The sequence below is a fragment of the Vibrio sp. 10N.261.46.A3 genome (assembly GCF_041472995.1).
In the GTDB taxonomy this organism is placed as follows: Bacteria; Pseudomonadota; Gammaproteobacteria; order Enterobacterales; family Vibrionaceae; genus Vibrio; species Vibrio coralliirubri.
The window spans coordinates 1-26488 of the sequence record NZ_JBFRRH010000009.1 but is presented as its reverse complement, the minus strand read 5'-3'; the positions used below and the strand labels follow the sequence as shown (position 1 = coordinate 26488).

23 protein-coding genes are annotated in these 26488 nt (G+C 45.2%); 10 read left to right on the top strand and 13 right to left on the bottom strand.

Annotated elements, in window-relative coordinates:
• Window positions 1–91: 91 nt before the first annotated feature.
• The 4 genes from AB4484_RS02990 to AB4484_RS02975 all read right to left on the bottom strand — a co-directional run bounded on the left by AB4484_RS02990 (window position 92) and on the right by AB4484_RS02975 (window position 5294).
• Window positions 92–1357, bottom strand: coding sequence for a RidA family protein (locus tag AB4484_RS02990; protein ID WP_248336198.1), 1266 nt, complete (start codon window positions 1355–1357; stop codon window positions 92–94).
• 175 nt (window positions 1358–1532) lie between these two features.
• Window positions 1533–2579: an ornithine carbamoyltransferase gene (gene argF / locus AB4484_RS02985; protein WP_372076350.1), complete on the bottom strand. Its 1047-nt coding sequence runs from the start codon at window positions 2577–2579 to the stop codon at window positions 1533–1535.
• Between the two features lie 170 nt (window positions 2580–2749).
• A complete protein-coding gene (aguA, locus tag AB4484_RS02980) occupies window positions 2750–3841 on the bottom strand; it encodes an agmatine deiminase (RefSeq protein ID WP_046223242.1) in 1092 nt (363 codons plus the stop codon).
• 16 nt (window positions 3842–3857) lie between these two features.
• On the bottom strand, window positions 3858–5294 hold the full coding sequence (locus AB4484_RS02975) for an APC family permease (protein WP_050620376.1): 1437 nt from the start codon (window positions 5292–5294) through the stop codon (window positions 3858–3860).
• Between the two features lie 396 nt (window positions 5295–5690).
• On the opposite strand from AB4484_RS02975, the gene arcC reads away from it, so the two are divergent.
• Complete coding sequence (gene arcC / locus AB4484_RS02970) at window positions 5691–6599, top strand: carbamate kinase (RefSeq protein WP_050647705.1); 909 nt, start codon at window positions 5691–5693, stop codon at window positions 6597–6599.
• A 124-nt stretch (window positions 6600–6723) separates the two neighbouring features.
• Complete coding sequence (locus AB4484_RS02965; RefSeq protein WP_050643423.1) at window positions 6724–7350, top strand: TetR/AcrR family transcriptional regulator; 627 nt, start codon at window positions 6724–6726, stop codon at window positions 7348–7350.
• 127 nt (window positions 7351–7477) lie between these two features.
• Here AB4484_RS02965 and AB4484_RS02960 read toward each other — a convergent pair whose 3' ends face one another.
• The 6 genes from AB4484_RS02960 to AB4484_RS02935 form a co-directional block, all read right to left on the bottom strand.
• Window positions 7478–8722 carry an NADH:flavin oxidoreductase/NADH oxidase family protein gene (locus AB4484_RS02960; RefSeq protein WP_372076347.1) on the bottom strand — a complete coding sequence of 415 codons (1245 nt, stop codon included), beginning with the start codon at window positions 8720–8722 and terminating at the stop codon, window positions 7478–7480.
• Window positions 8723–8898: 176 nt separating this feature from the next.
• On the bottom strand, window positions 8899–10347 hold the full coding sequence (locus AB4484_RS02955; RefSeq protein ID WP_372076346.1) for a DUF1254 domain-containing protein: 1449 nt from the start codon (window positions 10345–10347) through the stop codon (window positions 8899–8901).
• A 12-nt stretch (window positions 10348–10359) separates the two neighbouring features.
• Window positions 10360–11037, bottom strand: a complete 678-nt coding sequence (locus AB4484_RS02950; RefSeq protein ID WP_372076344.1) for a hypothetical protein — start codon at window positions 11035–11037, stop codon at window positions 10360–10362.
• Window positions 11038–11098: 61 nt separating this feature from the next.
• On the bottom strand, window positions 11099–12637 hold the full coding sequence (locus tag AB4484_RS02945) for a sulfatase-like hydrolase/transferase (RefSeq protein WP_372076342.1): 1539 nt from the start codon (window positions 12635–12637) through the stop codon (window positions 11099–11101).
• A gap of 185 nt (window positions 12638–12822) precedes the next feature.
• The gene (locus tag AB4484_RS02940) at window positions 12823–13719 is read right to left on the bottom strand and encodes a LysR family transcriptional regulator (RefSeq protein WP_086968822.1); all 897 of its coding nucleotides are present in this window, start codon (window positions 13717–13719) and stop codon (window positions 12823–12825) included.
• Between the two features lie 17 nt (window positions 13720–13736).
• Window positions 13737–14888: an anaerobic sulfatase maturase gene (locus AB4484_RS02935; RefSeq protein ID WP_050632751.1), complete on the bottom strand. Its 1152-nt coding sequence runs from the start codon at window positions 14886–14888 to the stop codon at window positions 13737–13739.
• Between the two features lie 242 nt (window positions 14889–15130).
• Between AB4484_RS02935 and AB4484_RS02930 the strand changes: the two genes are divergently transcribed.
• From AB4484_RS02930 to nfsA, 3 genes are all read left to right on the top strand, one after another.
• On the top strand, window positions 15131–16531 hold the full coding sequence (locus AB4484_RS02930; protein WP_372076340.1) for a DUF1254 domain-containing protein: 1401 nt from the start codon (window positions 15131–15133) through the stop codon (window positions 16529–16531).
• A gap of 140 nt (window positions 16532–16671) precedes the next feature.
• Window positions 16672–17784, top strand: coding sequence for an OmpP1/FadL family transporter (locus AB4484_RS02925; RefSeq protein WP_372076338.1), 1113 nt, complete (start codon window positions 16672–16674; stop codon window positions 17782–17784).
• A 188-nt stretch (window positions 17785–17972) separates the two neighbouring features.
• Window positions 17973–18695 (top strand): oxygen-insensitive NADPH nitroreductase, encoded by a 723-nt coding sequence (nfsA, locus tag AB4484_RS02920; RefSeq protein WP_372076336.1) that lies wholly within the window; start codon window positions 17973–17975, stop codon window positions 18693–18695.
• A 99-nt stretch (window positions 18696–18794) separates the two neighbouring features.
• Here the strand turns inward: nfsA and AB4484_RS02915 are convergent, their stop codons facing one another.
• Complete coding sequence (locus AB4484_RS02915; RefSeq protein WP_248336207.1) at window positions 18795–20327, bottom strand: phospholipase D family protein; 1533 nt, start codon at window positions 20325–20327, stop codon at window positions 18795–18797.
• 160 nt (window positions 20328–20487) lie between these two features.
• Window positions 20488–21051 (bottom strand): TetR/AcrR family transcriptional regulator, encoded by a 564-nt coding sequence (locus AB4484_RS02910; protein WP_372076334.1) that lies wholly within the window; start codon window positions 21049–21051, stop codon window positions 20488–20490.
• Between the two features lie 60 nt (window positions 21052–21111).
• Between AB4484_RS02910 and AB4484_RS02905 the strand changes: the two genes are divergently transcribed.
• The 4 genes from AB4484_RS02905 to AB4484_RS02890 all read left to right on the top strand — a co-directional run bounded on the left by AB4484_RS02905 (window position 21112) and on the right by AB4484_RS02890 (window position 23840).
• A complete protein-coding gene (locus tag AB4484_RS02905; RefSeq protein WP_372076332.1) occupies window positions 21112–21678 on the top strand; it encodes a dihydrofolate reductase family protein in 567 nt (188 codons plus the stop codon).
• A 152-nt stretch (window positions 21679–21830) separates the two neighbouring features.
• Window positions 21831–22622, top strand: coding sequence for an oxalate:formate antiporter (locus tag AB4484_RS02900; RefSeq protein WP_372076330.1), 792 nt, complete (start codon window positions 21831–21833; stop codon window positions 22620–22622).
• 222 nt (window positions 22623–22844) lie between these two features.
• On the top strand, window positions 22845–23342 hold the full coding sequence (locus AB4484_RS02895; protein WP_372076328.1) for a hypothetical protein: 498 nt from the start codon (window positions 22845–22847) through the stop codon (window positions 23340–23342).
• Between the two features lie 207 nt (window positions 23343–23549).
• A complete protein-coding gene (locus tag AB4484_RS02890; RefSeq protein ID WP_333008066.1) occupies window positions 23550–23840 on the top strand; it encodes a putative quinol monooxygenase in 291 nt (96 codons plus the stop codon).
• Window positions 23841–23961: 121 nt separating this feature from the next.
• Here AB4484_RS02890 and AB4484_RS02885 read toward each other — a convergent pair whose 3' ends face one another.
• Window positions 23962–24843 (bottom strand): LysR substrate-binding domain-containing protein, encoded by an 882-nt coding sequence (locus AB4484_RS02885; RefSeq protein WP_372076326.1) that lies wholly within the window; start codon window positions 24841–24843, stop codon window positions 23962–23964.
• 281 nt (window positions 24844–25124) lie between these two features.
• Between AB4484_RS02885 and AB4484_RS02880 the strand changes: the two genes are divergently transcribed.
• On the top strand, window positions 25125–26315 hold the full coding sequence (locus tag AB4484_RS02880; RefSeq protein WP_372076324.1) for an MFS transporter: 1191 nt from the start codon (window positions 25125–25127) through the stop codon (window positions 26313–26315).
• Window positions 26316–26488: the final 173 nt, after the last annotated feature.

The window sequence follows — 26488 nt, the reverse complement described above, 5'->3', positions numbered from 1 at the left end:
ATAACCGCTGTTTATGTTGCTGTTGGAACAGACGTAAAAAGAGGGCTAACCTCACAGCCAACCCTCATTGTTTTGATGTTACATAGAACGCTTAAAGGCTAGGTGGAGTTCCCTCACCGTTGGAAGTAATCGCATCGATTTGCACCAAAGCACCCATAGGGATATCAGAGACACCGATCACTGTGCGCGCAGGCAACGGACCGTCAAAATAATGCGTGCAAACGTCATTGAGCACATCTAGATCAGCCATGCCTCTCAATTGAATATTCAACTTCACGATGTCATCCATGACATGACCAACGCTCTCAACGACTTCTTTGATGTTATTCAGACACTGCATTGCCTGCTCTTTTGCGCCATTCGCAACAATCGCTCCAATTCTTGGATCCAGCGGTAATTGAGCGGAGATATTGTTGTAGTGTGAAAAGGCCACAGTTTGCGTTGAAAACGGGCTGATTGGCGCAGCTTTGGTATTGTTCGCTTTGATTACAATCCCATGTCGATCTTCAACCGCTTGTGGCGGAGTGCCATCACCGTGTGACACAGTCGCATCCATCTGTACTAACGCTCCCATTGTTAAGCCTTCAACCACCGTCACCGAGCGCGCAGGTATGTAACCGACTGCCCTTGCAATCGCGGAATCTGGAAAGAAAGTGGTATACACTTCATTGATGGCTGCAAGGTCATCCAAACTTCTCACATGGATATTAACCTTCACAATGTCATCAAGTGGAACATCAATATTTTCCAGTATCGATTTGATGTTTTTAAGACATTGAATCGCTTGCTCTTTTGCTCCACCAGCGACGATGCTACCCGATTTCGGATCAATAGGTAGCTGAGCTGAAATGTGATTATAGTGAGAGAAAGCCACCGTTTGAGTTGAAAAAGAACTGACTGGTGCGTGTTGAGTATTTCTTGCGATTTTAACTAACTCACAAGCCGCTTGAGGATAAGTACCTTCACCATTCGAGATCACTGCATCCATTTGTAAGTGAGCGCCTTCGAGCGGTAAATCAGCGACAGCGAGTGTCGTGCACGTTGGTACGTAGTGTTGGAAAAAGGACGCATAGATTTCATTAACCGAGTCGATATCCGCAATGTTCTTCAGGTATATATTGACTCTCACAACATCGTGCATACGGTGTCCAACGCTCTCCACAATCGCTTGAATATTTAACAAACACTGCTTGGTTTGATCTTCCAAAGAGCCAAAGATCAAACCGCCCGTTCTTGGATCAATCGGTAATTGAGCTGAGAGGTTATTGTAGTGTGAGAATGCCACCGATTGTGTTGAGAAAGGGCTCAATGGTGCATCTTCAGTGTTTCTTGAAACTTTAATAATATCGGCACTCATGTCGATATATCTCCTATTCGAGTATTGATGTCAGATAGAGCCGATTGGCCGCAGGTTTACCGACATTTCAAAATAAAAGGTACAAAAATAGCCGAACCAATAAATCGAGATAAATACTGGTTCAGCTTAATTCGAGCATCACAGTGGAGGTTTTTACTCCCTCACAAATAAACCCCTAAAGAGTGCTTAAGAAGCTGCTGATTTTTTCTTCATGATGCTTAACGGTTTCTTGTGTTGGGATAACCGCATCTTTATGTGTGAAGTACACCAAAATCGCCATCTGAGCTGTGAGTCGGTTTTCTGCTTCATCGAACGCCACTGAGTATTCACTTTCTAGTGCGCCGCGAGTCACTTCTTCTTTGTCATTCGCAGGTAGGCAGTGCAGCAACATTGCGCCGGGGCGAGCCTTCGCCATTAGCTCTTCAGTAATCACATAGTTAGGCATGAATGCCGCCAGACGCTCTTCCTTCTCATCCATTTGCGTCACCCAGTAGAAGCTATCGCCGTACACCACATCACAGTCACTGATACGCTCTACATCATCAGTAATTTCAATCTTGCCACCAGACTCTTCACAGAAGTTCAGCGCCATGTCGATCCATTCTTGCTCCATGTGGTACTTCTTAGGACCAATTTGCTTGAAGCCCATGCCGTACTTAGCACAAGTCAGCATCAAAGAGCGGCACACGTCCGTCGCGTCACCCATGAATGCTAAAGTTAGGTCTGACAGCTTACGTCCATCAGTGATGTGTTCTCTGATCGTGTAGAGATCCGCTAGCATTTGAGTTGGGTGGAAACGAGTATCAAGACCGTTGATTACTGGCACTGTCGACATTTCCAGTAAGCCATCTAGTGTTTCAGGGCTATTGGTACGAGCCATGATGATGTCGCACATACGTGATAACACACGAGACGTATCATCAATCGACTCTTTACCACCTAAGTGAATATCTTTTGGAGATAGGAATAGTGCGTGACCACCCAGTAATGTTGCCGCTACCTCGAAAGAAACACGTGTACGAGTCGAGCCCGCTTCGAAGATCATCCCAACTGACTTGCCTTTAAACAGTGGTGGAATCGCGTTGTCTTTGCGCGCCTGTTTCAGATAAGTCATCAGCTCCATCATGTTGTCCATCTCTTCTACAGAGAAATCTTTCATGGAAACCATGTGCTCTAGGTTTGCTTTGTTTAGTTCAGTTGCGCTAGAAGAAGGTAATTTCATAATAAGTTCCTATTTTTCATAATTTTGTGCGCGGCTCTTTCAAGTTCACTTTCATGGCAATTTGATTTTGAATACCTGCCATCACTTTCAAGAACCGCTACGTTTGGGATTAAATATTGGTGTTAACGACTGTTCTCAGTCTTTAGTTGTTATTAGGTTTATCGTTGTGACTAAACTCTTGGTACTTGTTGGGTGATGCAGTGGATATTGCCGCCACCTAACAAAATTTCTCGAGCCGGGACGCCGTTCACTTCGTAGCCGGGATAAATGCCTTCCAAGATCCCGATAACATCGTTGTCGTAGCGCTTGTCCAAAAGCGGCAACACAATTTGGTTATTGGTAATCAGATAATTGGCATACGATGCCGCTAAACGCTCGCCCGCTTCTCGCTCCATTCCGTCTGCGATATCGATACCTGCCGCTTCTTCCTCGGTCATGAATAGAGGGCCTGGCATTGGCAGCTTATGTACTTTTATCTGACGGCCTTTGGCATCGGTCTGGCTGGTGATGTAGTCATAGGCTTCTTTGCTGATCTCATATTGAGGATCATTCTTGTCATCGCACCACGTTAAAACGACTTCACCCGGCTTCACGACGTGAAGGATGTTATCGACGTGACCATTGGTTTCATCGTTGTATAAACCACGAGGTAGCCAAATTACCTTTTCAACATTGAGGTGTTCGCAAAGTACTTCCGTCAGCTCTTCTTTACTCATGTCTGGATTACGGCTTTCGTGTAATAAGCACTCTTCTGTTGTGTAGAGCGTGCCTTCGCCATCCACGTGAATTGAACCGCCTTCGAGTACGATTGGAGCGCGGTATCGAGAGTCACGAATGGTTTCACACATCTTTTGAGCAACTTGGTTGTCGCGGTTCCACGGTGAATACAAACCATCGACAAACCCGCCCCATGCATTGAATTCCCAATCCACTCCTCGGCGTTCACCGCTGTCATCAACAACATAAGTCGCACCGATATCACGCATCCAAGAGTCATCAGTCGAGATTTCCAATACTCGAATATCCTCTGGTAAACGAGATACTGCGTTATCGTATTGATCTGAACTCGCGAGCATTGTGACTGGTGTTGTATGGCTGATCTTGGTAGCAACGTCTGCAAACACCGCTTGTGCTGGTTTTGCGCCATTGCGCCAGTTGTCGGTGCGCTCTGGCCAAGCCATCCAAATCTCGCTGTGTGGCTCGTGTTCCCCTGGCATTCTAAAGCCATCATGTTTTGGAGTAGTCTCAATCAATTTTTTCATCGTTATGTCCCCTAAATTATGCTTGAGCTTCTTTTTTATCTTGCGTATCGGCTGTGTCGTTATCGTCCGAACCTTGCTGCTTCTTGCGCTTTAGAGCGCCTAGAAGAATCCATTCACCAGCAAGGATGGTGGCAATCACGCCAATCAAAACAGGTCCTGTGTATCCCCAATCAGCAACGGTTAGATCAAGAGCCTCGGGGAAGATAAATAAAATCACGGCTTGAAGGATGACGAAGAAACAAACAATGGACATCACCCACTGAGCCGCCATACCACCAGGTACTTTGAATGGGCGTTCACGTTTACCATCAACCACACGAAGCTTTAGGTATGCAGGGAACATGAACAGATAAGGCAGTAAGAAAATGCAGCTAGAGAAGGCAAATATCGACCAGAACAGATCATCATTACCTTGGGCAAACAGCGCGTAAGACAGGATGACGACCGTTGATACAGTGCCTGTGATGTTGTTTGCACCAACTGGAGAACCTTTCTCTGATACTTTCGCGACAGGCGCTGGAAGTTCACCTTCTTGAGCGGCTTCAGCTGCTGCTCGGCTCGCACCCATTGTCCAGCTCACCATGTTGCCGATAAGCGTTAGCAGAGCGAAAGTACCGAAGATGTACACCATGGCTGTACCAAACACGCCAGCACCGAAGAGTGTTTTGAATGTATCGATAAGACCAGACACTAAGCCAATGCTTTCAACAGGAAGCGCCATCAAGATGCCTACCGTACCGAAGATGTATAAGAAAGCGGTGATACCGATAGAAAGGAAGACGGCCTTAGGCATGTCGCGAACATCTTTCATTTCTTTAGTCATGGTCGCAACCAGTTCAAAACCCATTAGGTTGAACACAATCGCTGGCAAGAAAGAGACCGCTGAATCCAATGAAGGCATCATAGCTGGCAACGTAAATTCGTTGGCAACGCCGTTTTTCATTGCATAGATAAAGCCGCCCACACCCAATGTGCTGATCACGACAATTTTCAATATTGCACCAATATTCGTGACCCAAACACCGATGTCGGCAGACACATTACAGATCCAAACCGTTAACCACGTCAGTAATATACAGATGGCGATTTGTCCCCATAAAGACAGACCTGGCATAAAGAGTTCGGCAAACATCCCTGCAAACATGATGTATACCGCAGGCATCCACAAACCAACGTTAATCCAGTAAAACCACGTTGTTCTCACTGCCCATTTAAAATTGAAAGCTTGTTTTACCCAATCGTATATCCCACCTTCACCAGGGTAGGTGGTACTCAATTCCGAAGTAATTAAGCCATATGGAATGACAAAGAAGACCAGCATTAACACCCACCAACCAATGGCACTGACACCAATACTGGCTGACGCGGTTAATGTGTCGACCACCAACACTGCACATAGTGTAAAGAGTGCAATTCCCGTAACCCCCATTTTTCCTTGCGTTTCGTTACTCATCTCTTAGCTCCTTAATCTCTAATTCGGGATTAATTAAACGGCAAAGCGATGAAGTGAACTGGGATGAAAATTGAATATCGGTTTTACACAAACGAGTTCGGAGCAAAAACAAAATAAACCCAACAAATATTAGATTTATAATGCTAAAAGTCGGAATATTTGATTTTGGTCAATAACCATTCGATTAATAAATACATTTTCTATTTCAAAACCAAGATCACATATCTAGTTAATCTAGAGATAATTAAGGCTTTCTGTGACATATAGGCGACTAAAAACATCAAATATTAAGCACAAATCGAATTGTGATTTTTATCCCCACGACTCCGACAATATTTAAATACAATTCAAACCAACTTATTTGCCAAGAGCAAAATATTATTTGGAGAATTAAACATGTCGAAGCCTATTATTGTTGTTGCTGTCGGTGGGAACGCTTTACTACAACGTGGTGAAGTGATGAGTTGTGAAAACCAAAAAAAGAGCATCGCGCAAACCGCCAGCTCTTTGGCTGAACTCAGTAAAGACTACCGTTTAGTGGTTGTGCACGGAAATGGCCCTCAAGTAGGGCTACTGTCATTACAGAACAATGCTTACAAAGATTGTCCTCCTTACCCATTTGATGTCCTTGGAGCTGAGACTCAGGGAATGATTGGATACCTTATTCAACAAGGGTTGAACGCTGCGATTCAAGACCGCTTTACTACGACAATTCTGACTCGCATTGTGATTGACGAGAACGACCCTGCGATCGCCGACCCAACCAAGTTTATTGGCCCTGTCTATACAGAAGAACAAGCTAAACAACTCGCAGAAGCCAACCAATGGATTGTGAAACCTGACGGCGCACACTGGCGTCGTGTGGTTCCATCTCCTTCGCCAAAAGAAGTGCTAGAGATAAAAGCCATCAAAGACTTGTTAGAGAAAGAGCACCTAATTATTTGTGGCGGTGGTGGCGGTGCTCCAGTCGTCGAAAAAGATGGCGCCTATGTGGGTTTCGAAGCAGTAATCGACAAAGACATGACTGCTGCTCTTATCGCAGAAGAAATCGGCGCAGAACATTTACTGATCCTCACTGACGGCTCTCATGTTTGTTTAGATTGGGGAACTCCAAAGGAAGAGAAGCTTGAAAACGTATCTGTCGCACAAATGAAGAAATACACATTCCCAGCTGGTTCTATGGGGCCGAAGGTAGACGCATGCTGTCTTTTTGTTGAAAAAACAAAACAACACGGACACATTGGTGATCTATCTAGCGCACTAGAGATCATAGAAGGTAAAACGGGGACACATATTAACGCCTAACATTGGGTTATAATGTTTTATATAAATAAAGGGTAATAAAGTCTAAGTTTTGATATTTCAATTGGAACTTTGCTTGAAAACCCTTTATGTTTTTTGTGTTCCAAATAACAGTGAGGATCATTAGATGCGCAAAGTAACCACCGAAGAAAAGTTAATTCGAATTCATGATGCTGTTGTGCAACTAATGGAACGCCGCGAAGCTACTGATATTTCAATGTATGATGTTGCTAAAGAGTGTGGAATGGCAACATCCACGGTTTATCATCACTACCCAAATATAGAGAACTTATTCCATAATCTATTAGATGACGTTTTTATTGATTTCGACTCTCTGTTAGGTAAGTGTATAGATGCCGAGCATGTTAATCATTGGACTGACATCAACCGCATGATTGAAACAGCGTATGTTAATTATTACAACGATCACCCTATTGCCAAAAAGCTTATATTAGGTCGTCATACGTTCACGGAGTTAGGTCATGCAGACACCGAGAATGACTTAATCCTTGGTAAAGAAGTAGAAACGATTTATCGACAGTTTTTTGATGTTCCTCAGTTACCACAATCCATCAATGTCTTCGCTATCTCACTGCAAGTCGCAGATAAAATATACTCGTTATCTTATCGCCAACATGGTTGCATCACACCAGAACTTGCCAATGAAGCTATCCGACTGACTGAGTCTTACCTTCAGCTGTATATTCCTCATATCTGTCAAAGAACAGAACCCAACATGCTGCATACGCATTAAGTGAAGCTGTAATCCCGATAACGTCTTGCCTTTCTATTTTCGCTTGATGACCTGACTAAACTCGCTGACCAAACAAAAAAGCAGAACTTCAATTTCTCAAAGTTCTGCTTCAACAATCCATTACTGCTTACGCTCTGCGCTTCTTGAACGCATGCCAGCCGGCGCTGAGAATTGTTTTTACCACCACACTTAATGCGCTTAGTTTAGGGTCGGCATTCTTGCCAGAGGCGATACGCCACATCTGATGTTCATACCAAACCAGCCCGACCATCGCCACCTTGTCTAATGCAGGTTTTCCTGTGGTTGGCACCGTTAGTGGCATGCCGTGGTTAGGGTCTTCAATTAACTTATTAGGGAAATCAGGATCAACCGCCATTGTGCGTGCAATACCAATAAAATCGGTCGCCGAGGTGTTTAATGCTTCGTTCATTGCTTGCGCGGTTCGAAAACCACCCGTGACCACCAGCGGTGTGCTGACGAGTTTTCTCGCCTTCACCATGTAATCCATAAAATACGCTTCACGCTTTACCGTGCTGGCTTTGATTGATTCAGCCTTATTCTTTGAACCCATCATTGATGGGCTTTCATAGGTGCCGCCAGAGATCTCAATCAGGTCGATACCGTTATCACTCAATGTTTGCACAACCTGCATCGACTCTTCTTCAGTGAAGCCACCTTTCATAAAGTCAGCGCTGTTAAGCTTAATTCCGACAGGGAAATCTTCACCGACCTCTTTTCGAATCGCGCGATAAACCTCAAGCACGAAACGAAGTCTGTTTTCGAGTGAGCCACCCCATTTGTCTTGGCGTTGATTGTGTCTCGAAGACAAAAACTGATTCACTAGGTAACCATGAGCACCGTGAATCTGCACGCCGGTAAAACCCGCTTGTTTTGACAGCTTTGCACTCAGCGCGAACTTATCAATAATCGCGATTATTTCTTTTTCAGTCAGAGCTCGTGGCGTATTGAAGCCTTTTTCTAATCCACGCTCTAAAGAGATAGCCGAAGGCGCAACCGGGCTATCACATAAGAATTTAGGAATTTGCTTACCTGGGTGATTCAGTTGCATCCATATCTGCGAACCATTCTGTGTTCCGGCACTCGCCCACTCACGAAATACGGTTAAGTCACTGTGCTCATCCAACACAACGTTTTTAGGTTCACCAAGCGCGCCTCTATCGACCATCACGTTACCCGTCATGGATAAGCCAATTCCTCCTTGAGCCCAACGCTGATAGAGCGTGACCAAACCTTGCTTAGGGTTATGGTGTTTATCACCTAACTGTTCACTCATTGCCGATTTGAACAGACGATTTTTAATCACTTGACCATTAGGAAGAGAAAAAGGGTCATTGAGGCAGATTGGATTCATGCGCGTGGTTACTTTCTTGGATTTGTATATTCAGTCCAGTATGCCCTATTTTATCCGACAGTTCTGAGCATTTAATGCCTATTTCGAAGCAAGTTTCGCTCAATAAAAAATGCCAGCGGCATGGCAGCTGGCATTAATCGATAATAAACAAAACCTTAATCAGGTGATTTAAGGCATCACTTTATCGTGGTTTTTTTGACCTTGGTAAACGGTGTCGATTTCCATTTATCTGTTCTCACCTCTTCACCCGGCGTGTACATGCGTAACACTGAATACCATTGGTGATCGGGGATAGGTAAGAAGTTAGGATCATCTTCATGCCCTTTTACATCGCTACTCATGTAAATGGTGTAACTGCCATCAGCATTAGGCGTTAGCGTTCTGTCTCCACGGGAATGACGGTTTAAGTCGTTTTTCTCCATCAATCGAGTTTCACCACTGTAGGCCGTGTATGACCAAAAACCGCCCTCTTCTAGCGGTGGCGCGTCGAAGGTCACCGTGTAATCATATTTCCCGCCATCGAGCGCAGCACCTTCACTATCAAAGAAGTCACCGCTATACATAGTGTGCTTTGCAGGCAACCCCCATTGGCCCATTAAGGTGCCGTAGGCGTGTTGAAAGCTTGGAACCTTAGTCATTTCATCGCGAGTGCCTAACACGTCACGTGAATCATCAAAGCCCGCATTAATGATTCGTTCCAGTCCGTCTTTTTGACCAGACTCGATCATACTAAGCTGCTCTGCCGTAAATGGATGATTGGCTTTGCCTAATTCAACATCTCCTAAGCCAATGTACTCGAACAGTTCAATCAGCTTTTTGCCATGCGTCTTCATTGTTCCTTCAGACAGGATGAAATTGGTTCGCTCAACCCAATTAGAGTCTTCAGGGTCTGGATACTCGCGCTCAACAGGATCTGGCCCTTTCTGACCTAAGTATTCCGACAACGTCCTAATATTCCATTGATCCATTAGCTTTTGAGCAGTTGCAGAATCGTCACCGCCAAGGTCCATAATTCGACCCATCATCTTGACCAACGGGTGCTCGACATAGATGACTTGGTCGACACTCGCAGGCACTTCACCTTTCCACCCTTCAACTGCATACATGAAGCTGCCGCCTTTTGTGCCTCGCTGTGGAGAGCCAAAAGCCGAGTCAGTAAAGTGCTGCATATTCATGGTATGGAACAACCAGTATCGATTGTCATCATGGTCTGGAATCGTAATGATGACCGGCTCTGCCGCTAGGTCCATCCAACCCATCAAGTGTAACGTGTCATTGTTAATCGTCGGGTGCGCAGTGTAAGTGTCGTCAGCAAGTATTCGAATATTTTGGAATCGATTCAAAGGGTAGTCTTGCTCAACGACGGTTTTGTAAAAGTATTTGTAGGCTTCATCTATCGAGTACGCGTACTCGTAGGCAAGTTGTGCCAATAACTGATGATCCTTTTTGAGCGACGCTAAACTCGCCATCTCAACGGGTAGAGTTTCCGTTTTTATCTCCATTGCTGTTTTTGTTGCCACAGCTACGCTCGTCGCGTCCACGGATTGGCTCGCGAGTACCGGAGACGGAAGTGCAACCATGAAAGCACAAGCCAGTGCTGCCGCAAGTATGTTTTTTTTCATCATTTAATGTCCTAACTAAAAACGAGTACGGAAGGTGATCCAAGTGTTGTTGTCAGTATCACCACTAAAAATGATGATGTTGTCACTATCGACCTTGTAGCCCAGCTGCATTTCAGCAGAGAAATCTCGAGTGTTCTCACCATCCAATCCGTAGGTGTATTGAGGGGCGAGTAGAAGATAAAATTGTTCAGCAAAATCGTACTTTAGATAGTTGATACTGCTGATGATTTGCGTGTCCTCAAACTTATTCTCCTCCTCCCACATTTGTCCGTACGTTATGGCGCTATAGAGTTTAAATTTGTCGCTTAACTTGAATGCTTGCATCACACCAATAGAGGCGTAGTTCGATGTTAGATCGTCGTTGGAGAAGTCGTGTCCAGCATCAACAAATAAGCCGGTACCCGTTTTCTTATTGGGTGTGAAGAATCGTGCTCGATAGTTTTCAAAGTTGTTTTTGCCTTCCAGCTTACCCAACACACCCCAATCGCCACGATTCACGCCAAACTGGAAGGTAGCGCCAAGCCCTTTATTGCCCGCAATAATTTCACCTCCCGTATAAACAGCCATTGGATCAGCCATGTCACTGGCAGGTTCTTCTTGAGCGGAAACACAAAATGCAAAGGGGATAAGCGCAAAGATAGAGAGTGTAAAAGTGGAAAAGGTGCCCGTGAGCAGACGTAACGGTTTCTTCATATTATTGTCCGATAGTAAGGTGCGCTTGTTACAGCACACCTTGTATGAGTCGTATTTGGCGTTAGTCAGCAACCACTGATTTGTCTGCCATACCAATACCACCGGCTTTCTGTCTTGGTGGAAACGCTTTGAGTGACTTCTGATATTCCGCCGCTGATTTTTGCAGCTTTGGTAATACCCAAGACTTCTCTTTCATCCATAAGAACCAACCACGAGTATCAGGGCTACGCTCGTAAGGATCAGCCTTGATGTTGATGAGCATTCCTAGTGGCCACTCTTCAGGAGGCGCAATCCACTCCGTTTTGGTTTTTAGGTGCACTTTCCAATCATCAACTCGGAACGCATTCAAATCTTGCTCGTTGTAGAAGAAGAACTCATGACGTTGACTCGGCTCGCCTTTGGTCAACATATCCAGCTGGTTATAACCATCCAAGTGGACTTGGTAACGCTCGCCGTTTAACTCTTTTCCATCTAGCAACTCTTGCTTAATGTCGCCTTCACCCACTGCAGCCATAATGGTTGGCACCCAGTCTTCAGAAGTCATGAAGCCATCGGTGTATTCACCTTGAGGGATTTTATCTGGCCAGCTGATCAGCATAGGCACACGGAAACCGCCATCCCATGTCGTGCCTTTTTGTCCTCTGAATGATGCGGAGCCTGAATCAGGCCAGTGATCTAGATTTACGCCATTGTCAGAGGTGAAGAGAATGATGGTGTTGTCGATTTCGCCCAAGTCTTCAAGCTTATCGAGCAGCACACCGATCTGGTCATCCAGTTCGATCAAGCCATCGTAGTAAGTGTTGATTTGGCTCGCGCCTTGGTACTCCGGGCGCACGTGCGTTTTTTGGTGCATACGAGTCGGGTTGTACCACATGAAGTAAGGCTGTTCGTCTTTCTCTGCTTCATGTCTATCAAGCCAATTCGTAGCAAACTCCAAAAATTCGCCATCAACGGTTTGCATGCGTTTAGCGCCTAAAGGACCTTTATCTTCAATCGTTTGCTTTCCAACCACACCAAACCTTGGGTCTTCTTGCATGTCCACACTCTCGGTAGCAACAGTGTGAAGAACATTGCGAGGGCGACCTCTGAAGTTAGGGTCTGTTGGGAATTCAGGCTGTTCAGGCATCTCCATAACATTAAGGTGGTAAAGGAAACCGAAGAATTCATCAAAGCCGTGCACCGTTGGCAGGTGACTATTGTTATCGCCTAAGTGACTTTTACCGACATGCACGGTCGCATAGCCTTTGTCTTTCAACATTTCGGCTAGGGTTGGATCTTCTTTTTGAAGGCCAAGTGAAGAACCCGGCTGACCGACAGAAGTTAAGCCTGTTCGGAATGGATATTGACCCGTGATAAAGGCAGAACGCCCCGCGGTAGAGCTGCCTTGTGCGTAGTAATCGCTGACCATCATGCCGCGTTCGGCAATTCGATCAATGTTCGGCGTATCCACTGCGCCTAAACCACGGTGGTAGGCTGACAGATCTGTTGGGCTCACATCATCGAGCATGATGGCAACCACATTGGGTTGGCTCGCTGCATGTACGTTGGCGCTCGCCAGTACCGAGAGCGCCAGAGCGGATTTAACAAAAGACTTATACATTTATAACCCTCATTCACTATGAGTAAATCGCTGAAGTCACAACGAAAATTGTGCATGTCTCAGCGAACCATTGTTGAGGTAAATGGTATAAGAAAGACGCCAAAAATGGCTTGATAGCCACTATTACGATTCTTAATAGTGGCTGTTAGAAAGGGGAGTTATTTAAAGGGAATAGTAGCGTGATACTAAGATTGAATAATCGACGTGATTTCTTTTTGAAGCCAATCCGTGAACGGGTTATTGCGGTTAGCTTGATGAGTAAACAGTGCCAACTCTCGACGATAGGTGTCTTTCAACAGTTCCGGCGGTAAATCGATACAACGATAAGAGTGATCAAGCAAATAGCGGCATTTCGACGATGTCACATAGATGAAGTCGCTGTCCTTAACGACTTCTAGCATCAAATTCATATTGTTGCTTCTGAGCCCGATGTGTTTATCTAAGTCGTATTTTTTGATCAACATTTCCGTCTTGGACGGCTGAATGTAACCAGGGATCATATTGATACAGAGTGGGTATTTCAGAATTTCCTCAAGGGAGTTGCCTTGAATTGGGTGGTCAGCTCTTAGCACCAACATGAACTTATCAAAACCAACTGGGCGTTCAGTCAGGGTTTTATTGACGTCCATAGGAAGATAGCTCACTCCCCAACACATTCGGTTGGTCTCTAGGGACTGCACACCATTATCTAACCAAGGTGAGCATTGAAAAGTCACTTGCGGCGCTTCTTTGGTCAGCTTTTTGATTAGTGGCACACCCACTGGGATCAACAGCGGGGAAGGCAGCATGATTTGAACCTCCCCTCTTAAATCTTCCAACCCCCACTCATCATTGGGTATGTAAAGGTTATCTAGCTGTTCTAATAGCAGGGGCAAAGTTTCGATGAGCTTCAAGCATTTTGGGGTGGGTTCAAGCCTTGCTTTATCACGAACAAACAACTCATCATCAAATTGTTCTCTGAGCTTACGAAGCATGACACTGATCGTCGGCTGACTTACGTTCAAGGCTTTGGCTGCACTCACCGTTTGACGAGTTTCATTAAGCACCAAAATGAGCCGCAGTAAGTTTAGGTCTTTGGTCATGCCCTACTCCAAGTGATTTAGAAAAGTGGAAAGTACGCTGGCGAATACCCTTTTTTCATCGCTTCTACCATTGGCAATAATTTGGGTAATGCGTGACGAAAAAACATCTCATACCCTTGGCACAAATGATTCATCGGACTGCCATCTTCGGTTGTTGCTATTCTGTTTTTAGGACAACCACCTTGGCAGAGTTCAACAAAATCACAACGTCGACAAGTGCTGTTTAACTCTTCATATTTGTTGGTGCCAAACGCGATTTGTTCAGGTGAGCTCGCCATGGTTGCAAGCTTATCACTGTTCATGGTGCCCAATTGATGATCTTGATACCCATAATGGTCACAACTGTAAACATTGCCGTCATGCTCAACCATTAATTGCTGCCCGCAAGTCGCGCTGTGATGGCACATTTGGCTTTGGTAGCCCATCAACACCATTAAACAGTTTTCAAAAAACTGGATATACACTTTACCGACATCATTGGCACTCCATGCATCAAACAAGTCACAAAGAAATTGCCCCCATTGCTCCCCCGTTAACGACCAATCATGCCCAGTTCGCCTGTCCAACTCATGATCAATACAAGGCTGAAACTGCATGTAACCACTGCCATTTTCAACCAAAAATTGATAGATCGTTTTACCGTGTTTGTAGGTTTTATTGTTCACGACCGTTAACGTATTAAAATCAACATTGTGCTTCTTTAGGTAAGACATCCCACGCATTGTGCGTTCAAAAGACGACTCGCCATTTTTGTCGATCCGAGCGATGTCATTCAGAATATTAGGCCCGTCGATACTGATGCCCATCATGAAATTGTGTTTAGCAAAGAAACTCGCCCAGCGATCGTTAATCATGGTTCCATTAGTCTGCATCGTATTCACGACGAGCTTGGTTGTCGCTTTGCTTGCTTGCGTTTTCATCGCAGCTTCATAGAAATCGAGCCCTCTTAACATAGGCTCGCCACCATGCCAGATAAAGTCCACTTGCTGATCTTTCATGGGCTGCGCGTCGATATGAGCACCGACAATTTGCTCCATCATGTCCAAAGACATTGAAGACCTCTTATCGACATCTTGTCTATTGAGATAATAGCAGTAGCTACAATCCAAATTACATTGAGCCCCTTCTGCTTTAATGAATAAGCTAAAAGGATAAGTAGATGTGTTCATATCGATTCCCGTACTTTTTTGCCAACATATCAACCGAAAATCAATCAAACAATAGCGCCTCAAGCACCCTACCTGCACACGTCGTAGAGTCGCTTCACCACCCTGAATCAATATTAATTAAAACAACCACTTGAAGAGCTAAAATAGACTATTAACATCCTTAATATCGGCTATTACACTCCTTAATCTCACTTGCTCATATGATAAATGCCTAATTCTGTTCCTACGATCTAAGGTGTTCCATGAGAAAGCTCCTCTATAAGAAAAGTGTACTGACCAGTTTAGTGTGTTCTTTATCCAGTATTATCGCGATGCCATCCCTTGCCCAACAATCTATTAATCCTGAAGAAGAGCTCGCTTACAATCTCGGTGTTCAAGCATTTATCTATGGTACAGGCCCATTAACCGTGGCGGCGGTTAGGCAAACGACCACATCTGTTGATGCACCGATGGACAACGCCATGGCACCATTGAATGAGATGGGTAAAACACGCGTTCTATCCGGTCCTCAGGATAGAATTGTACCTACCGTCAACAACGATACGCTCTACTCACAAGCTCACTACGATCTCGATTTATCAGGTCCAATGGTGATTGATATTCCTCGCACCGATAACCGTTATTACATTGTTCAGCTATTGGATGCTTACTCAGATTCGATTGAAGATCTGCACGTGAAGAATGTCGGCGACCAAGGTTCCAAAGTGCTTTTGATCAACAAAGGATGGGCTGGCGAAGTGCCAGAGGGGATTGATCGTGTCGTAGAGTCTCGCACTCCTATGGTTTGGTTAATTCAACGAACGGGCGTGTTTGGCGAGCAAGACCTCAATGACGCACTGGTTACTCACGATAAATTCCTCAGCTACCCACTCGAACAACTCGGCGCAGAGCATGACATCGTAGAACTCAAAGCTTCGACAGGTCGCATCCCACCAATGGCGAGGCCTGAAGGGTTAGAGTGGTATTCATTGATTGACCGTGAACTACGTAAAAACCCGATTCCAGAAGATGCTGCCATCGTTGATCAATTCCAACAAATTGGTATTGGAGGATCGACCCCCTTTAACCCTGAAGCGCTAACTTCAGCGCAGAAAAAAGGGCTAATGCGCGCGATTGAGTCTTCACAACAGATCATTCAATACGCGGGTCGAAGCATCGGTGATGTCAATAATGGCTGGTCGATGATGTACGAGGGTGGCCGCTACGGAAATGATTACCTGAGCCGAGCGAGCATCAATATGCGTGCGGCTGGTTTGAATGTGCCAGAGCGAGCACTCTACCCAAATCGATACACGGACTCGAATGGCGAGCAGCTGTCGGGAGACAATCAATATCGAATGACCATGCCTGCCGATGCACCCGCTGACGCCTTTTGGTCTTTGACCATGTACGACGCTAAAAACCTGTTCATGGTTGAGAACTTCATTCAACGTTACTCCATCTCAACCAATCGTAAAGATGAGCTGAAATACGCAGAAGACGGCACCTTGCCAATATGCATTCAATACGTAAAACCGTCCGATCCAACGTGTAACTGGCTACCAGCACCTCAAGATGACTTCTATCTTCACATGCGCCTGTATGAGCCAACTCAAGCCGTTCTCGACAATGAATATCCACTGCCACAAGTTGAAAAACTCTAACCCCAATTAGGTCAATTAAGTAGATCAAGTCAATTGCCACGGCGTTCTTACTGTTCGCTCGTGGCAATTCGTTCTATCCCTAAATACATGGCTCAAACTGCTAGCAACATAACTCATACACTGAAAATGAGGTTCTATTCTTGAAAACACCTTTCATCACACTGTCTCTGTTAGTAACAGGGATAGTCAGCTCTCTCGCTCATGCGGGAGGGTTAAATCTATCTCAGATTGCAACAACCAAAAGCGTTGGTACGGCCGGCACAGGGAACGTAACCGCGAACGATGCATCCGCCGTGATCACCAACGCTGCGGGGTTATCGGCCATTGAAGAAAGCGCTTGGATTCTCGGCGTTCAATACCTCGATGTTGAAACCACTTTTGTCCGTGACGATAACTCGGCGTCGACCACAGGAAGCAGCGCGGATGTTCTCCCTCACCTGTCTTACGCATCAAGGTTAAATGACCAATGGGTCGTCGGCGCAGCATTGCACGTAGCTGGCGGCATTGGCGTTGAATACTCACACGGCGTTGGCGCGCACCCTGCTTTATTGATCAAAGAAAACAGCATTTCGGCACTCAACTTAACGTCGTCATTGTCATATCAGGTCAATGAACAACTGTCCCTTGGTGGTTCTTTGATATTGCAGCACGCTGCGCTTGAAACTCAAGCATTGAATGGTCGAGAGCTTCAAGGAGATAGCCTTGATCTAGGGTTTGGCCTGAGTCTCAATCACCACATCAGTGACAACACACAATTGGGTGTCAATTATCAGGGCCAATTTGATCACGACCTTTCCCTTGATAACGCCAACGCTTTTGGAATTAGCTCTGAACTGACATGGGTTCGAAGCTTAAACTTAGGGTTGAAGCATTCATTAAATGAAGACTTAAACCTTCTACTCAGCTCCAACATGGAGACATGGCAAGATTATGATGACAAATACTCAACTACCTACTCTCTTGGGGTTGGTGTGGAATACGCGTATGAGGATTGGTTGCTGTACAGTGGACTGAGCGGTGACACGAGCCCTGTGAGCAGTCAAAACAGAGATGTGTTACTCCCGCTCGATAAACAGTGGCGTATCGGATTCGGCGCTGAGAAGAAGATATCCAATGACTTACATCTAGGATTGAGCTACCAATACCAAGATTTAGGCCATGGTGAAATTAATGCTGACTCAGGACTATTTCAGCCTTCTGGCAGCTATTCGACCAACAGAGTTCACTTCATCACTTTGTCTCTTCGCCATTAAAGCGAACTCTTAAGCGTTATTCGCTTCTAGCAAGAAACCGTACAAAAAAGGATTGGCTGTGACAGCAATCCTTTTAAATTCATGAATATCATTCTGCCAACCAGAAAGGCTCTAACGCCCTTTACGCTCATGGTAATTGTCGTTATTGTGATTCTCTACGCCATCATCACAAGGACTGTCTGAGAGTTATGAACAGCACGATTAAAACCATTCTGGGGCACCGCTCCATTCGTCAATATACAAATCAACCAATTGAAAAAGCACAACTTGATGTGATTATTCAGGCTGGTCTCGCGGCTTCATCATCAAGCTTACTGCAGGCTGTTTCTATTGTGAGAGTGACAGACACAGAGAAGCGTAAACTGCTAGCTGAATACGCAGGTAATCAAGCTTACGTTGAGAACGCAGCTGAGTTTTTGGTGTTCTGTATCGACTATCAACGCCACGCTCAAATCAACCCTGAAGTGAAAACCGACTTTACTGAACTGACCCTGATTGGCGCTGTCGATTCTGGCATCATGGCGCAAAACTGCATGCTGGCTGCTGAGTCTCTAGATTTAGGTGGCGTATACATTGGCGGGTTACGTAACAGCGTACAACAAGTCGATGAACTGTTAGAACTGCCACAGCACACCGCCGTGTTGTTCGGAATGTGCTTAGGTCATCCGGCACAGCAACCAGAGGTGAAGCCTCGCCTCCCTGCTCATGTGGTGATGCACGAAAACCAATACCAACCGCTGAGCCTAGATGAAATTGCCAGCTACGATGATTCAATGCAAAGCTACTACGCAAGCCGTTCAAGCAACCAAAAGCAGAGCAGTTGGTCACAACAGATCACTCAAAAGCTGTCTGGCGAATCTCGCCCGCATATCCTGCCTTACTTGAACAGCAAGCAGCTGACCAAACGTTAAGCCATTAATAGCTTGCAACAAACCACAGCAAACAACAGTACAAACAAAAATGTCAGCGTAATATACGCTGACATTTTTATTTATCCGGAGGCGGCTAGCTTACAGATATTTCTCAATCGGTAACAACTGTAGGAAACCTGATTGCATTCGTTCCCATTGACCAGTGTCAGGTTCGCTGTCCCAACGTTGATCGCCTGAATACCAATACACATCACCGTCTTCCAGTTCCAAGCGCCAGCTATTATCTTCACTCATCGCTTGCTCAATGGTGTCAGCTAACGTTTCAGCAATCTCTTTGTTCTCGATGATCAAAACCGATTCCGTATTGAGGTAGGTAGAACGCAGGTTGAAGTTAAATGAGCCGATGCTCGCGATGCTACGATCAAATACGACTGATTTAGCGTGCAAGCCATAGGCCGTCTCAGGCGCACATTTAGACACGTCTTGAGTCGATGCTTCACACAACTTAGATTCTGGTTTTAGCTCAAACAGATCGATGCCATGCTCCAGCATGTCGTAACGTCTGCCCGCATAAGCAGAGTGATTAGTCACCAGATCGTTAGAGGCCATAGAGTTCGTTAGCGCTTTTATCTCAACGCCCTTATTGTTCAACACTTGCCACTCTTCAAGCTGACCATCATCGAATACAAGGTAAGCAGATTCCAGCAAGATCTCTTGTTTCGATTCGCTCGCTAATTTCCCCAAAAGAATCGCGGTCGCTTTCGGTTCATCAGTATTATCGGAGTCATCAGGAACGGGTTGATCGTAAACAAAACGCGCATTCACCCATGTCATCTCACCAATCACCTCTTTCAGTAAACTATCAGCAGCCTCACGGTCTAATGGTAATTCAGGGTAATTTTGATAATGCGGAACGACAATATTATCTATCTTCGAAAGATCAGGTTGTTCGTCATCACCCAGCATATCGACAGGGTAAGACCAACGGCTGTTCCAGTATTCGACAAAGCTGGTTTGGATGGTGTTAACTACCGAGCCCATGACTAATACATCACGGTCTCGGAAATTGATTTCATCAGAAAGGTCGAAGTATTCATCACCGATATTACGGCCGCCAACCACAGACAAAGTGCCATCGACGGTAAACGACTTATTGTGCATACGGCGATTTAAGCGAGAAAAGTCACCGACAAAGCTCAGCCATTTACTGAAGCCACGGCGTGTTGGTGTTGGATTGAAGATACGAATCTCGACGTTCGGGTGCGCATCCAGTGCCGACAGCAAACCTTCACGTTCGTTGAGGTTGATATCATCCAGCATTACACGAACCTTCACACCGCGCTCGGCCGCGGCTAACAAACGACTGGCTAAGTAACTGCCCGATTCGTCAGAGTTCCAGATGTAGTATTGAATGTCGATGGTGTGCTCGGCACTTTCGACCAGCGCTAATCGCTGTGCCAAGGCATCCCAACCAGACTCTTGCAGACGAACTGCAGTGGTGCCTTGCTCTAAAGCTTCAGGCTGAAATTCATTGGTTAGAACCGATAAAGTGCTAGGTGCAGGAGAGGTTGGCGGTTCTGTCGGGTGGTCGATGCCTTCAGGAAGTGAAGAACACCCACCTAAAACGGCGATTAAGATTAGCGTTAAACTGATGCGTTGGAGCACAGGCATGTATCTGACTTCCTTTTCACGATGACGTCTTTAGAAACTTTTCGTACAGCTTTTCAATGAACAAGCTATTCCGATCTATTCATTGATTATTACTGCTAAATCCTGAAATTTATAGGTAATTATCCAGTATAAATTTAAAGGTCAGTAAATTGCCTACAGATCACTTAAGTTGAGTGAGTGCCAAACAGTATAAACTCAGCGGCTTTTCGACCATTTCAATGGTGAGTTCAGTTCGGTCTGGGTTGCAGTTCAACGCCAAAGCGTAGCCGTGTAAATAATCCACCAGCAAATCCAACGCGTTTTTGGTTTGCTCATCGGTTAACGCTAACGGGCTCAACACCGCTTCAAAGCGTTCACTAAATACTTCCATTGGCCCGAGGGATTTCATGGTCAATAAGGTCTCTAACAAGCCTCTATATTCGTTGAGCATCGACAAGTAACTCACACTGAGCCGATATAGGTTATCTTGCCAGTCTTGATTCAGCTCTGGCTGTGCCACTTCTTCAATCAAAGAAACTGTGATTGCCTCAAGCAGATCGTTTTTGTTTTTGAAGTAATGGTATATAGCCATCGCATCGACCCCGAGTTCCGTCGCCAACCCTCGAACACTTGGCACTTTGCCACTCTCTCGCATCATGCTTTTAGCAATAGTGAGAATTCTCTCTGCGCTGAGTTGGCTTGATCCACTCTTTGGTCGACCTCGTTTCTGATCCTTGACAGTCATACCGTCACCTCTTAAACTTTATTTCTACACCGTAGAATATTTTAATTTATTACCGTGTAGATGCCAAGTTTCTCATTGATATCGGAGTTAAAAATGTCAAATATTGTATTCATCGCAACCAGCCTTGACGGTTACATTGCGGACAAACAAGGTGGCTTAGATTGGCTGCAAGCGATTCCAAATCCAGACGGTGACGACATGGGTTACAACGCTCATACCGATCGTATCGATGCACTGGTCATGGGACGAAATACAATGGACATGGTGTTGAGCTTTGGCATTGATTGGCCTTACAGCAAGCCAGTCTATGTACTGAGCAATACTTTAAGTGAAGTACCTCAAGAGCTTGAAGGTAAGGTGTTTTTGATGAAGGGCGAGCTTAAACAGATTGTCGCGGATTTGAATAAAAAAGGCTTAAAGAACTTGTACATCGATGGCGGCATCACCATTCAAAACTTCATGAAAGAAGACCTGATTGATGAGCTGATCATCTCGACCATTCCTGTCGTGCTTGGTGGTGGGTCCCCGTTATTTGGTGACTTAGTATCTCCCGTCGACTTTACGTTGAAAGGCGTCACGACGTACCTTGATGAGATCGTGCAAACGCATTACTTACGTAAGCGTTAGCTACACAGTCAGATAATAGCTTCTAATGTTCTCTAAACTTATTCGGCTTATATTCTATTGACAATATAAGCCGACGTTGACACTCTATAATGCTGCGTTGATTTTACCGCACTAACTGTATTGCAGTTCTAACTTTTTAAGATAGGTAAAATATGAACTTCCCAAGTACTCTTCCAGCACCTCACAAAGCACTTCTTATCAAAGTGATTGATGTCCTGTCTCAAGATCCTCGAATCTGTGGTATTGCCGCAAGTGGTTCGTTTGGTTCTGACTCTATGGACAAATACAGCGACTTAGATTTTGTTATTGCGGTAAACCCAGCCGACTACAACAGCGTGATGCAAGAACGATTCGGCATCCTTGACCAGATCGGTGGTAAGGTCGCAGCCTTCACGGGTGAACACGTAGGTGAACCACGTTTAATTGTGTCGATATTCGGCCCTGAGCCAGTGCACGTCGATTTCAAATTCGTCTCTCTGCCAGACGCAGCAGCACGAGTCGATAACAACCACGTGTTGTGGGAGCGAGACAGCTTATTAAGCGACGTATTCTGTACAGCAGAACCAGATTACCCTCAGCCAAACCCGCAATGGATTGAAGATCGTTTCTGGATCTGGACTCACTACGCTGCAACAAAAATTGCTCGTGGCGAATACTTTGAGACCATTGAATTCTTATCATTCCTGCGTCAAAACGTATTGTCTCCACTGACACTAAAGCAAGCGGGTTTAACGCCCTCTGGCGTGAGAAAAATTGAAGCACGCTTGCCAGAATTTGCACAAGAACTCGCTAAAACCGTTTCAATGCCAGAACGTGATGCGTTGATTCCCGCTTTAGACCAAGCGGTAAAGCTTTACCTAGAATTAAGAAGCAACGAGCAAGTATCTGTAGATGAACATGCTCAGTCGTTTTGCCTTCAATACGTGCAAGACGAATTGAGCTAACGCGACTGAAAATGCAGTAACCAGTCTGGTTCAATTACTAATACACATTAAACGCCGAAAGTATGAAAGCTATCGGCGTTTTCATTTTTTCGCACCAAAAGCTCCCCCTCACTGGCTTTCAAATCCTTCTTATTAATCTCTCTGCACTAACGCCTTTCCTATCAAAATCCGACCTATAGTAGTACCCTTTATCGTCTCTCATTCTTAATGGTATTGGATATTATGAAGCTTTTGGTCGATCGCACTGGTGAACAGTTTTTAGAAATTCTGCAAGAATCGGGAGACACGCTGACCGTTCAATTCATTACCAATGAAGGCAATCAAAAGGGTAAGCCGTTCCAAGATAACTTGAGTGGATTGTTCCTCACAGGGTGGAAGCCGCGCACCACTTCAACCGCCATCGGATTAGAACGCTTTAAGCAAGGCAAACTTGAAGATCCCAAAGTGAGTTTCGCATTGCACCAACTCTATCCACTCGGTCGAGATGTGAAATTACCCTCTGGCGATATCGCCACAGTCGCAAGTTACGCCAATACCCATGCCGACGGCTACTATATGTTTGTGCGCCTCAACGATGAATTAACCCGACTCAAGATTACACCCGATTGGGAACTGCAACCTTCAGCTCAAAGATTGGCTCTGCCTTATTACCCAGCCCCAAGAACTAAAGAAGAGCTCGACAACATTGACGATTTTGATGCGTGGGCGGGCGGCTTCTAAACACTCCTAACCTACGCCCATTAGCACATAACACCTAAGTTATTATCAATTATTTTTTGACAATAATTCAAATGTAGCACTGTTTATCGTTTAAAATATTCCTACTATTATTTATCCATCGACACAGACTGCAGCTCAATGAACAAAGAGTGGCGCTGTATACACAGACAAATCACCATTTCGGTGAAAAATAATATAGGTACGAACATGACTCAACTAACTATCGTCGCAAACATCGTCGCTAACGAAGACAAAATTGAATTGGTTAAAGCAGAGCTGCTAAAACTGATTGATATTACTCGCGCTGAAGAAGGCTGCATCAACTACGACCTTCACCAAGACAATGAAAACCCAGCACATTTCACTTTCTACGAAAACTGGACGTCGCGTGAACTTTGGCAAACACACATGGGTAATACCCACCTTGCTGAATACATGGCAGCAACCGACGGTAGTGTTACGTCATTTACACTTAACGAGATGACTAAGATCGCTTAAGTACAGTTTCAGTAGTCTGTTACTAGAAAGCACACTGACAAGCTATCGAGTTCGATTTGAAAGCCCCGCTGCGCGTCAGCGGGGCTTTTTTATTTAAGCGGGTATCGTCAGTCTGCCTTAGTTAGAGCTTCAAACGGGGCTGAATAAAATCGATAAACGCCGAGATACGTTTAGAGACCGATGACGACTTGTAGTAAACCGCATTCACTCGCTCTCGATCTGTGTTGGTAAGTTTGTCTTGTTCCAGAATAGGGATTAGTCGCCCTGCTGCCATATCCTCCTGCACCATAAACCCCGATAAACAAGCAATCCCATTTCCAGCTAAGACTAGTTGACGCACGGTTTCACCATTACTGGCTGTCACAGTAGGCGCTACATAACTTTGGTTTGGTAAAGGCCAATGGTTAAGCACTTTGTTCCCTGCAAAACCCACAATTTGATGTGAACTCAAATCTTCAGGTTTGGTGGGTAACCCACGCTTAGCGAGATAATCAGGTGACGCCACAATATGGAGTAAACTTTTTCCTAACGGGCGAGCGTGCAATGTTGAATCGGACAACTTACCGATTCGAATCGCAACATCGGTTCTCTTTTCGAGAAGATCAACGAAGCCTTCGTTGGAAGTGAGTTCCAACTCAATGTCTGGGTAAGCCTCTTTGAATGACTGCACCAACGGCACTAGCTGATGGAATACGAATGGACTGGCGGCATCGACTCTTAAACGACCTTTTGGCAACTCACCGCGCGACACGATTTCTTCTTCCGCGCTCTGAATCATCTGTAATCCCACCCTGACTGAATCGACAAACTGCCGCCCTTCCTCCGTCAATTCCACGCGTCTCGTTGTTCGGTTGAATATTGAGACGCCGAGTTGCGACTCAACCTTACTCACCGAACGAGATACCTTGGCGACTTGCACATCCAACGTCTCTGCCGCCGCAGAAAAACCACCAGCATCGACAACGGTGAGTACCATTTCTAAATCATCTGAACGGGTTAGCATGAGGCTCCTTCGCTATCTTCATTTTGTTTAATGTCATCTCGCTTGTGCTCATCACAGCTCAAATCATCTATGTCTTTTCGATCTCATCAGCTTAATCCAATGATCGGCTAACTCTCCAATTATTGCAAATAACACAAAGGTTATTTGTTAATGATGGCATTTTTCACAAATATATTTTGCTAGATAATCCTCGCCATCAAACGAAGCGCTCCTATTGCAGTCACAAGCTGCCTCATTTTATCGCGCTCGGTATTTAACAAAGAACAGTAAGAGAGATGATTATGCCACTAGCATTACTTGCATTGACGCTCAGCGCCTTTGCCATCGGAACCACAGAATTTGTCATCGTAGGCTTGATTCCTACCATGGCGAGCGACTTGAATGTATCTCTGCCATCGGCAGGCCTATTAGTCAGTTTATACGCGCTTGGCGTTGCTATTGGCGCACCAGTATTAACGGCATTAACCGGCAAATGGAATCGTAAATCGGTGTTGCTGACCGTGATGGCATTGTTTGTCATTGGTAACTTATTGGCGTGGCAAGCTCCAGGCTATAACACGCTGATCGCCGCACGAATTTTGACTGGCCTTGCCCATGGTGTGTTCTTCTCGATTGGATCGACCATCGCGACAGGTTTGGTTTCAAAAGATAAAGCAGCCAGCGCCATTGCGATCATGTTTACGGGTTTAACGGTTGCATTGGTAACAGGCGTACCACTGGGCACTTACATCGGCCAAACCTTTGGCTGGCAAGCAACCTTCTTGATCGTGGCTCTGCTTGGTCTTATTGCTCTTATCGGTAGCGCTATCTTGGTTCCAAGCAACCTTAAGCAACCACCTGCGGCGAAGATTTCGGCACAGCTAAAGGTTCTAACCCAACCACGATTACTGTTGGTTTACTCTATCACAGCACTAGGTTATGGCGGCACATTCACAGCGTTTACGTTCCTTGCTCCAATACTGGAAAATGTATCAGGGTTTGATTCGAGCTCAATCAGCTTAATCATGTTGGTCTACGGTGTGTCAGTAGCGGTCGGTAACATCTGGGGCGGTAAAATGGCCGACAAGATGGGGCCAATTAAAGCACTGACCGTTATCTTCTCTGGTTTAGCCGCAGTACTGGTGGTATTCAACTTTACCGCAGTAAACCCTTACGCAGCTGTTGCTACCATTTTGGTTTGGGGTGCATTTGCATTCGGTAACGTTCCGGGGCTACAAGTGTATGTTGTGAAACTGGCTGAGAAATACACACCAGACGCCGTCGATGTCGCTTCTGGATTGAACATTGCAGCCTTCAACGTCGGTATTGCATTAGGCTCATGGGGCGGTGGTTTGATTGTCGCAAAATCTGGATTAATGAACACCCCTTGGGTAGGTGCTGTGATCGTTTTGATTGCTCTTGTTCTGACTCGATTCAGTGGTGCGTTAGATAAGAGAGGTCAACAAGTAGGCTCTCCTATCCAAAACATCTAGTTGGTCACTCAATAAATAAAATGGCGAATAGACTATCTATTCGCCATTTTTCTTTATTGAAAATCACCTTACTGATAAGTTCACCACTAATACCTGATATAAGCGAATCAACATTGCTTCAGAAATAATTAGTATGGATACTATCAAATGTATTTTTTTAATATCAATTAGTT

Coding starts and splice junctions, on each gene's coding strand:
- AB4484_RS02990 (WP_248336198.1), bottom strand. CDS start 1,357: ATGAGTGCCGATATTATTAAAGTTTCAAGAAACACTGAAGATGCACCA.
- argF (WP_372076350.1), bottom strand. CDS start 2,579: ATGAAATTACCTTCTTCTAGCGCAACTGAACTAAACAAAGCAAACCTA.
- aguA (WP_046223242.1), bottom strand. CDS start 3,841: ATGAAAAAATTGATTGAGACTACTCCAAAACATGATGGCTTTAGAATG.
- AB4484_RS02975 (WP_050620376.1), bottom strand. CDS start 5,294: ATGAGTAACGAAACGCAAGGAAAAATGGGGGTTACGGGAATTGCACTC.
- arcC (WP_050647705.1), top strand. CDS start 5,691: ATGTCGAAGCCTATTATTGTTGTTGCTGTCGGTGGGAACGCTTTACTA.
- AB4484_RS02965 (WP_050643423.1), top strand. CDS start 6,724: ATGCGCAAAGTAACCACCGAAGAAAAGTTAATTCGAATTCATGATGCT.
- AB4484_RS02960 (WP_372076347.1), bottom strand. CDS start 8,722: ATGAATCCAATCTGCCTCAATGACCCTTTTTCTCTTCCTAATGGTCAA.
- AB4484_RS02955 (WP_372076346.1), bottom strand. CDS start 10,347: ATGATGAAAAAAAACATACTTGCGGCAGCACTGGCTTGTGCTTTCATG.
- AB4484_RS02950 (WP_372076344.1), bottom strand. CDS start 11,037: ATGAAGAAACCGTTACGTCTGCTCACGGGCACCTTTTCCACTTTTACA.
- AB4484_RS02945 (WP_372076342.1), bottom strand. CDS start 12,637: ATGTATAAGTCTTTTGTTAAATCCGCTCTGGCGCTCTCGGTACTGGCG.
- AB4484_RS02940 (WP_086968822.1), bottom strand. CDS start 13,719: ATGACCAAAGACCTAAACTTACTGCGGCTCATTTTGGTGCTTAATGAA.
- AB4484_RS02935 (WP_050632751.1), bottom strand. CDS start 14,888: ATGAACACATCTACTTATCCTTTTAGCTTATTCATTAAAGCAGAAGGG.
- AB4484_RS02930 (WP_372076340.1), top strand. CDS start 15,131: ATGAGAAAGCTCCTCTATAAGAAAAGTGTACTGACCAGTTTAGTGTGT.
- nfsA (WP_372076336.1), top strand. CDS start 17,973: ATGAACAGCACGATTAAAACCATTCTGGGGCACCGCTCCATTCGTCAA.
- AB4484_RS02915 (WP_248336207.1), bottom strand. CDS start 20,327: ATGCCTGTGCTCCAACGCATCAGTTTAACGCTAATCTTAATCGCCGTT.
- AB4484_RS02910 (WP_372076334.1), bottom strand. CDS start 21,051: ATGACTGTCAAGGATCAGAAACGAGGTCGACCAAAGAGTGGATCAAGC.
- AB4484_RS02905 (WP_372076332.1), top strand. CDS start 21,112: ATGCCAAGTTTCTCATTGATATCGGAGTTAAAAATGTCAAATATTGTA.
- AB4484_RS02900 (WP_372076330.1), top strand. CDS start 21,831: ATGAACTTCCCAAGTACTCTTCCAGCACCTCACAAAGCACTTCTTATC.
- AB4484_RS02895 (WP_372076328.1), top strand. CDS start 22,845: ATGAAGCTTTTGGTCGATCGCACTGGTGAACAGTTTTTAGAAATTCTG.
- AB4484_RS02890 (WP_333008066.1), top strand. CDS start 23,550: ATGACTCAACTAACTATCGTCGCAAACATCGTCGCTAACGAAGACAAA.
- AB4484_RS02885 (WP_372076326.1), bottom strand. CDS start 24,843: ATGCTAACCCGTTCAGATGATTTAGAAATGGTACTCACCGTTGTCGAT.
- AB4484_RS02880 (WP_372076324.1), top strand. CDS start 25,125: ATGCCACTAGCATTACTTGCATTGACGCTCAGCGCCTTTGCCATCGGA.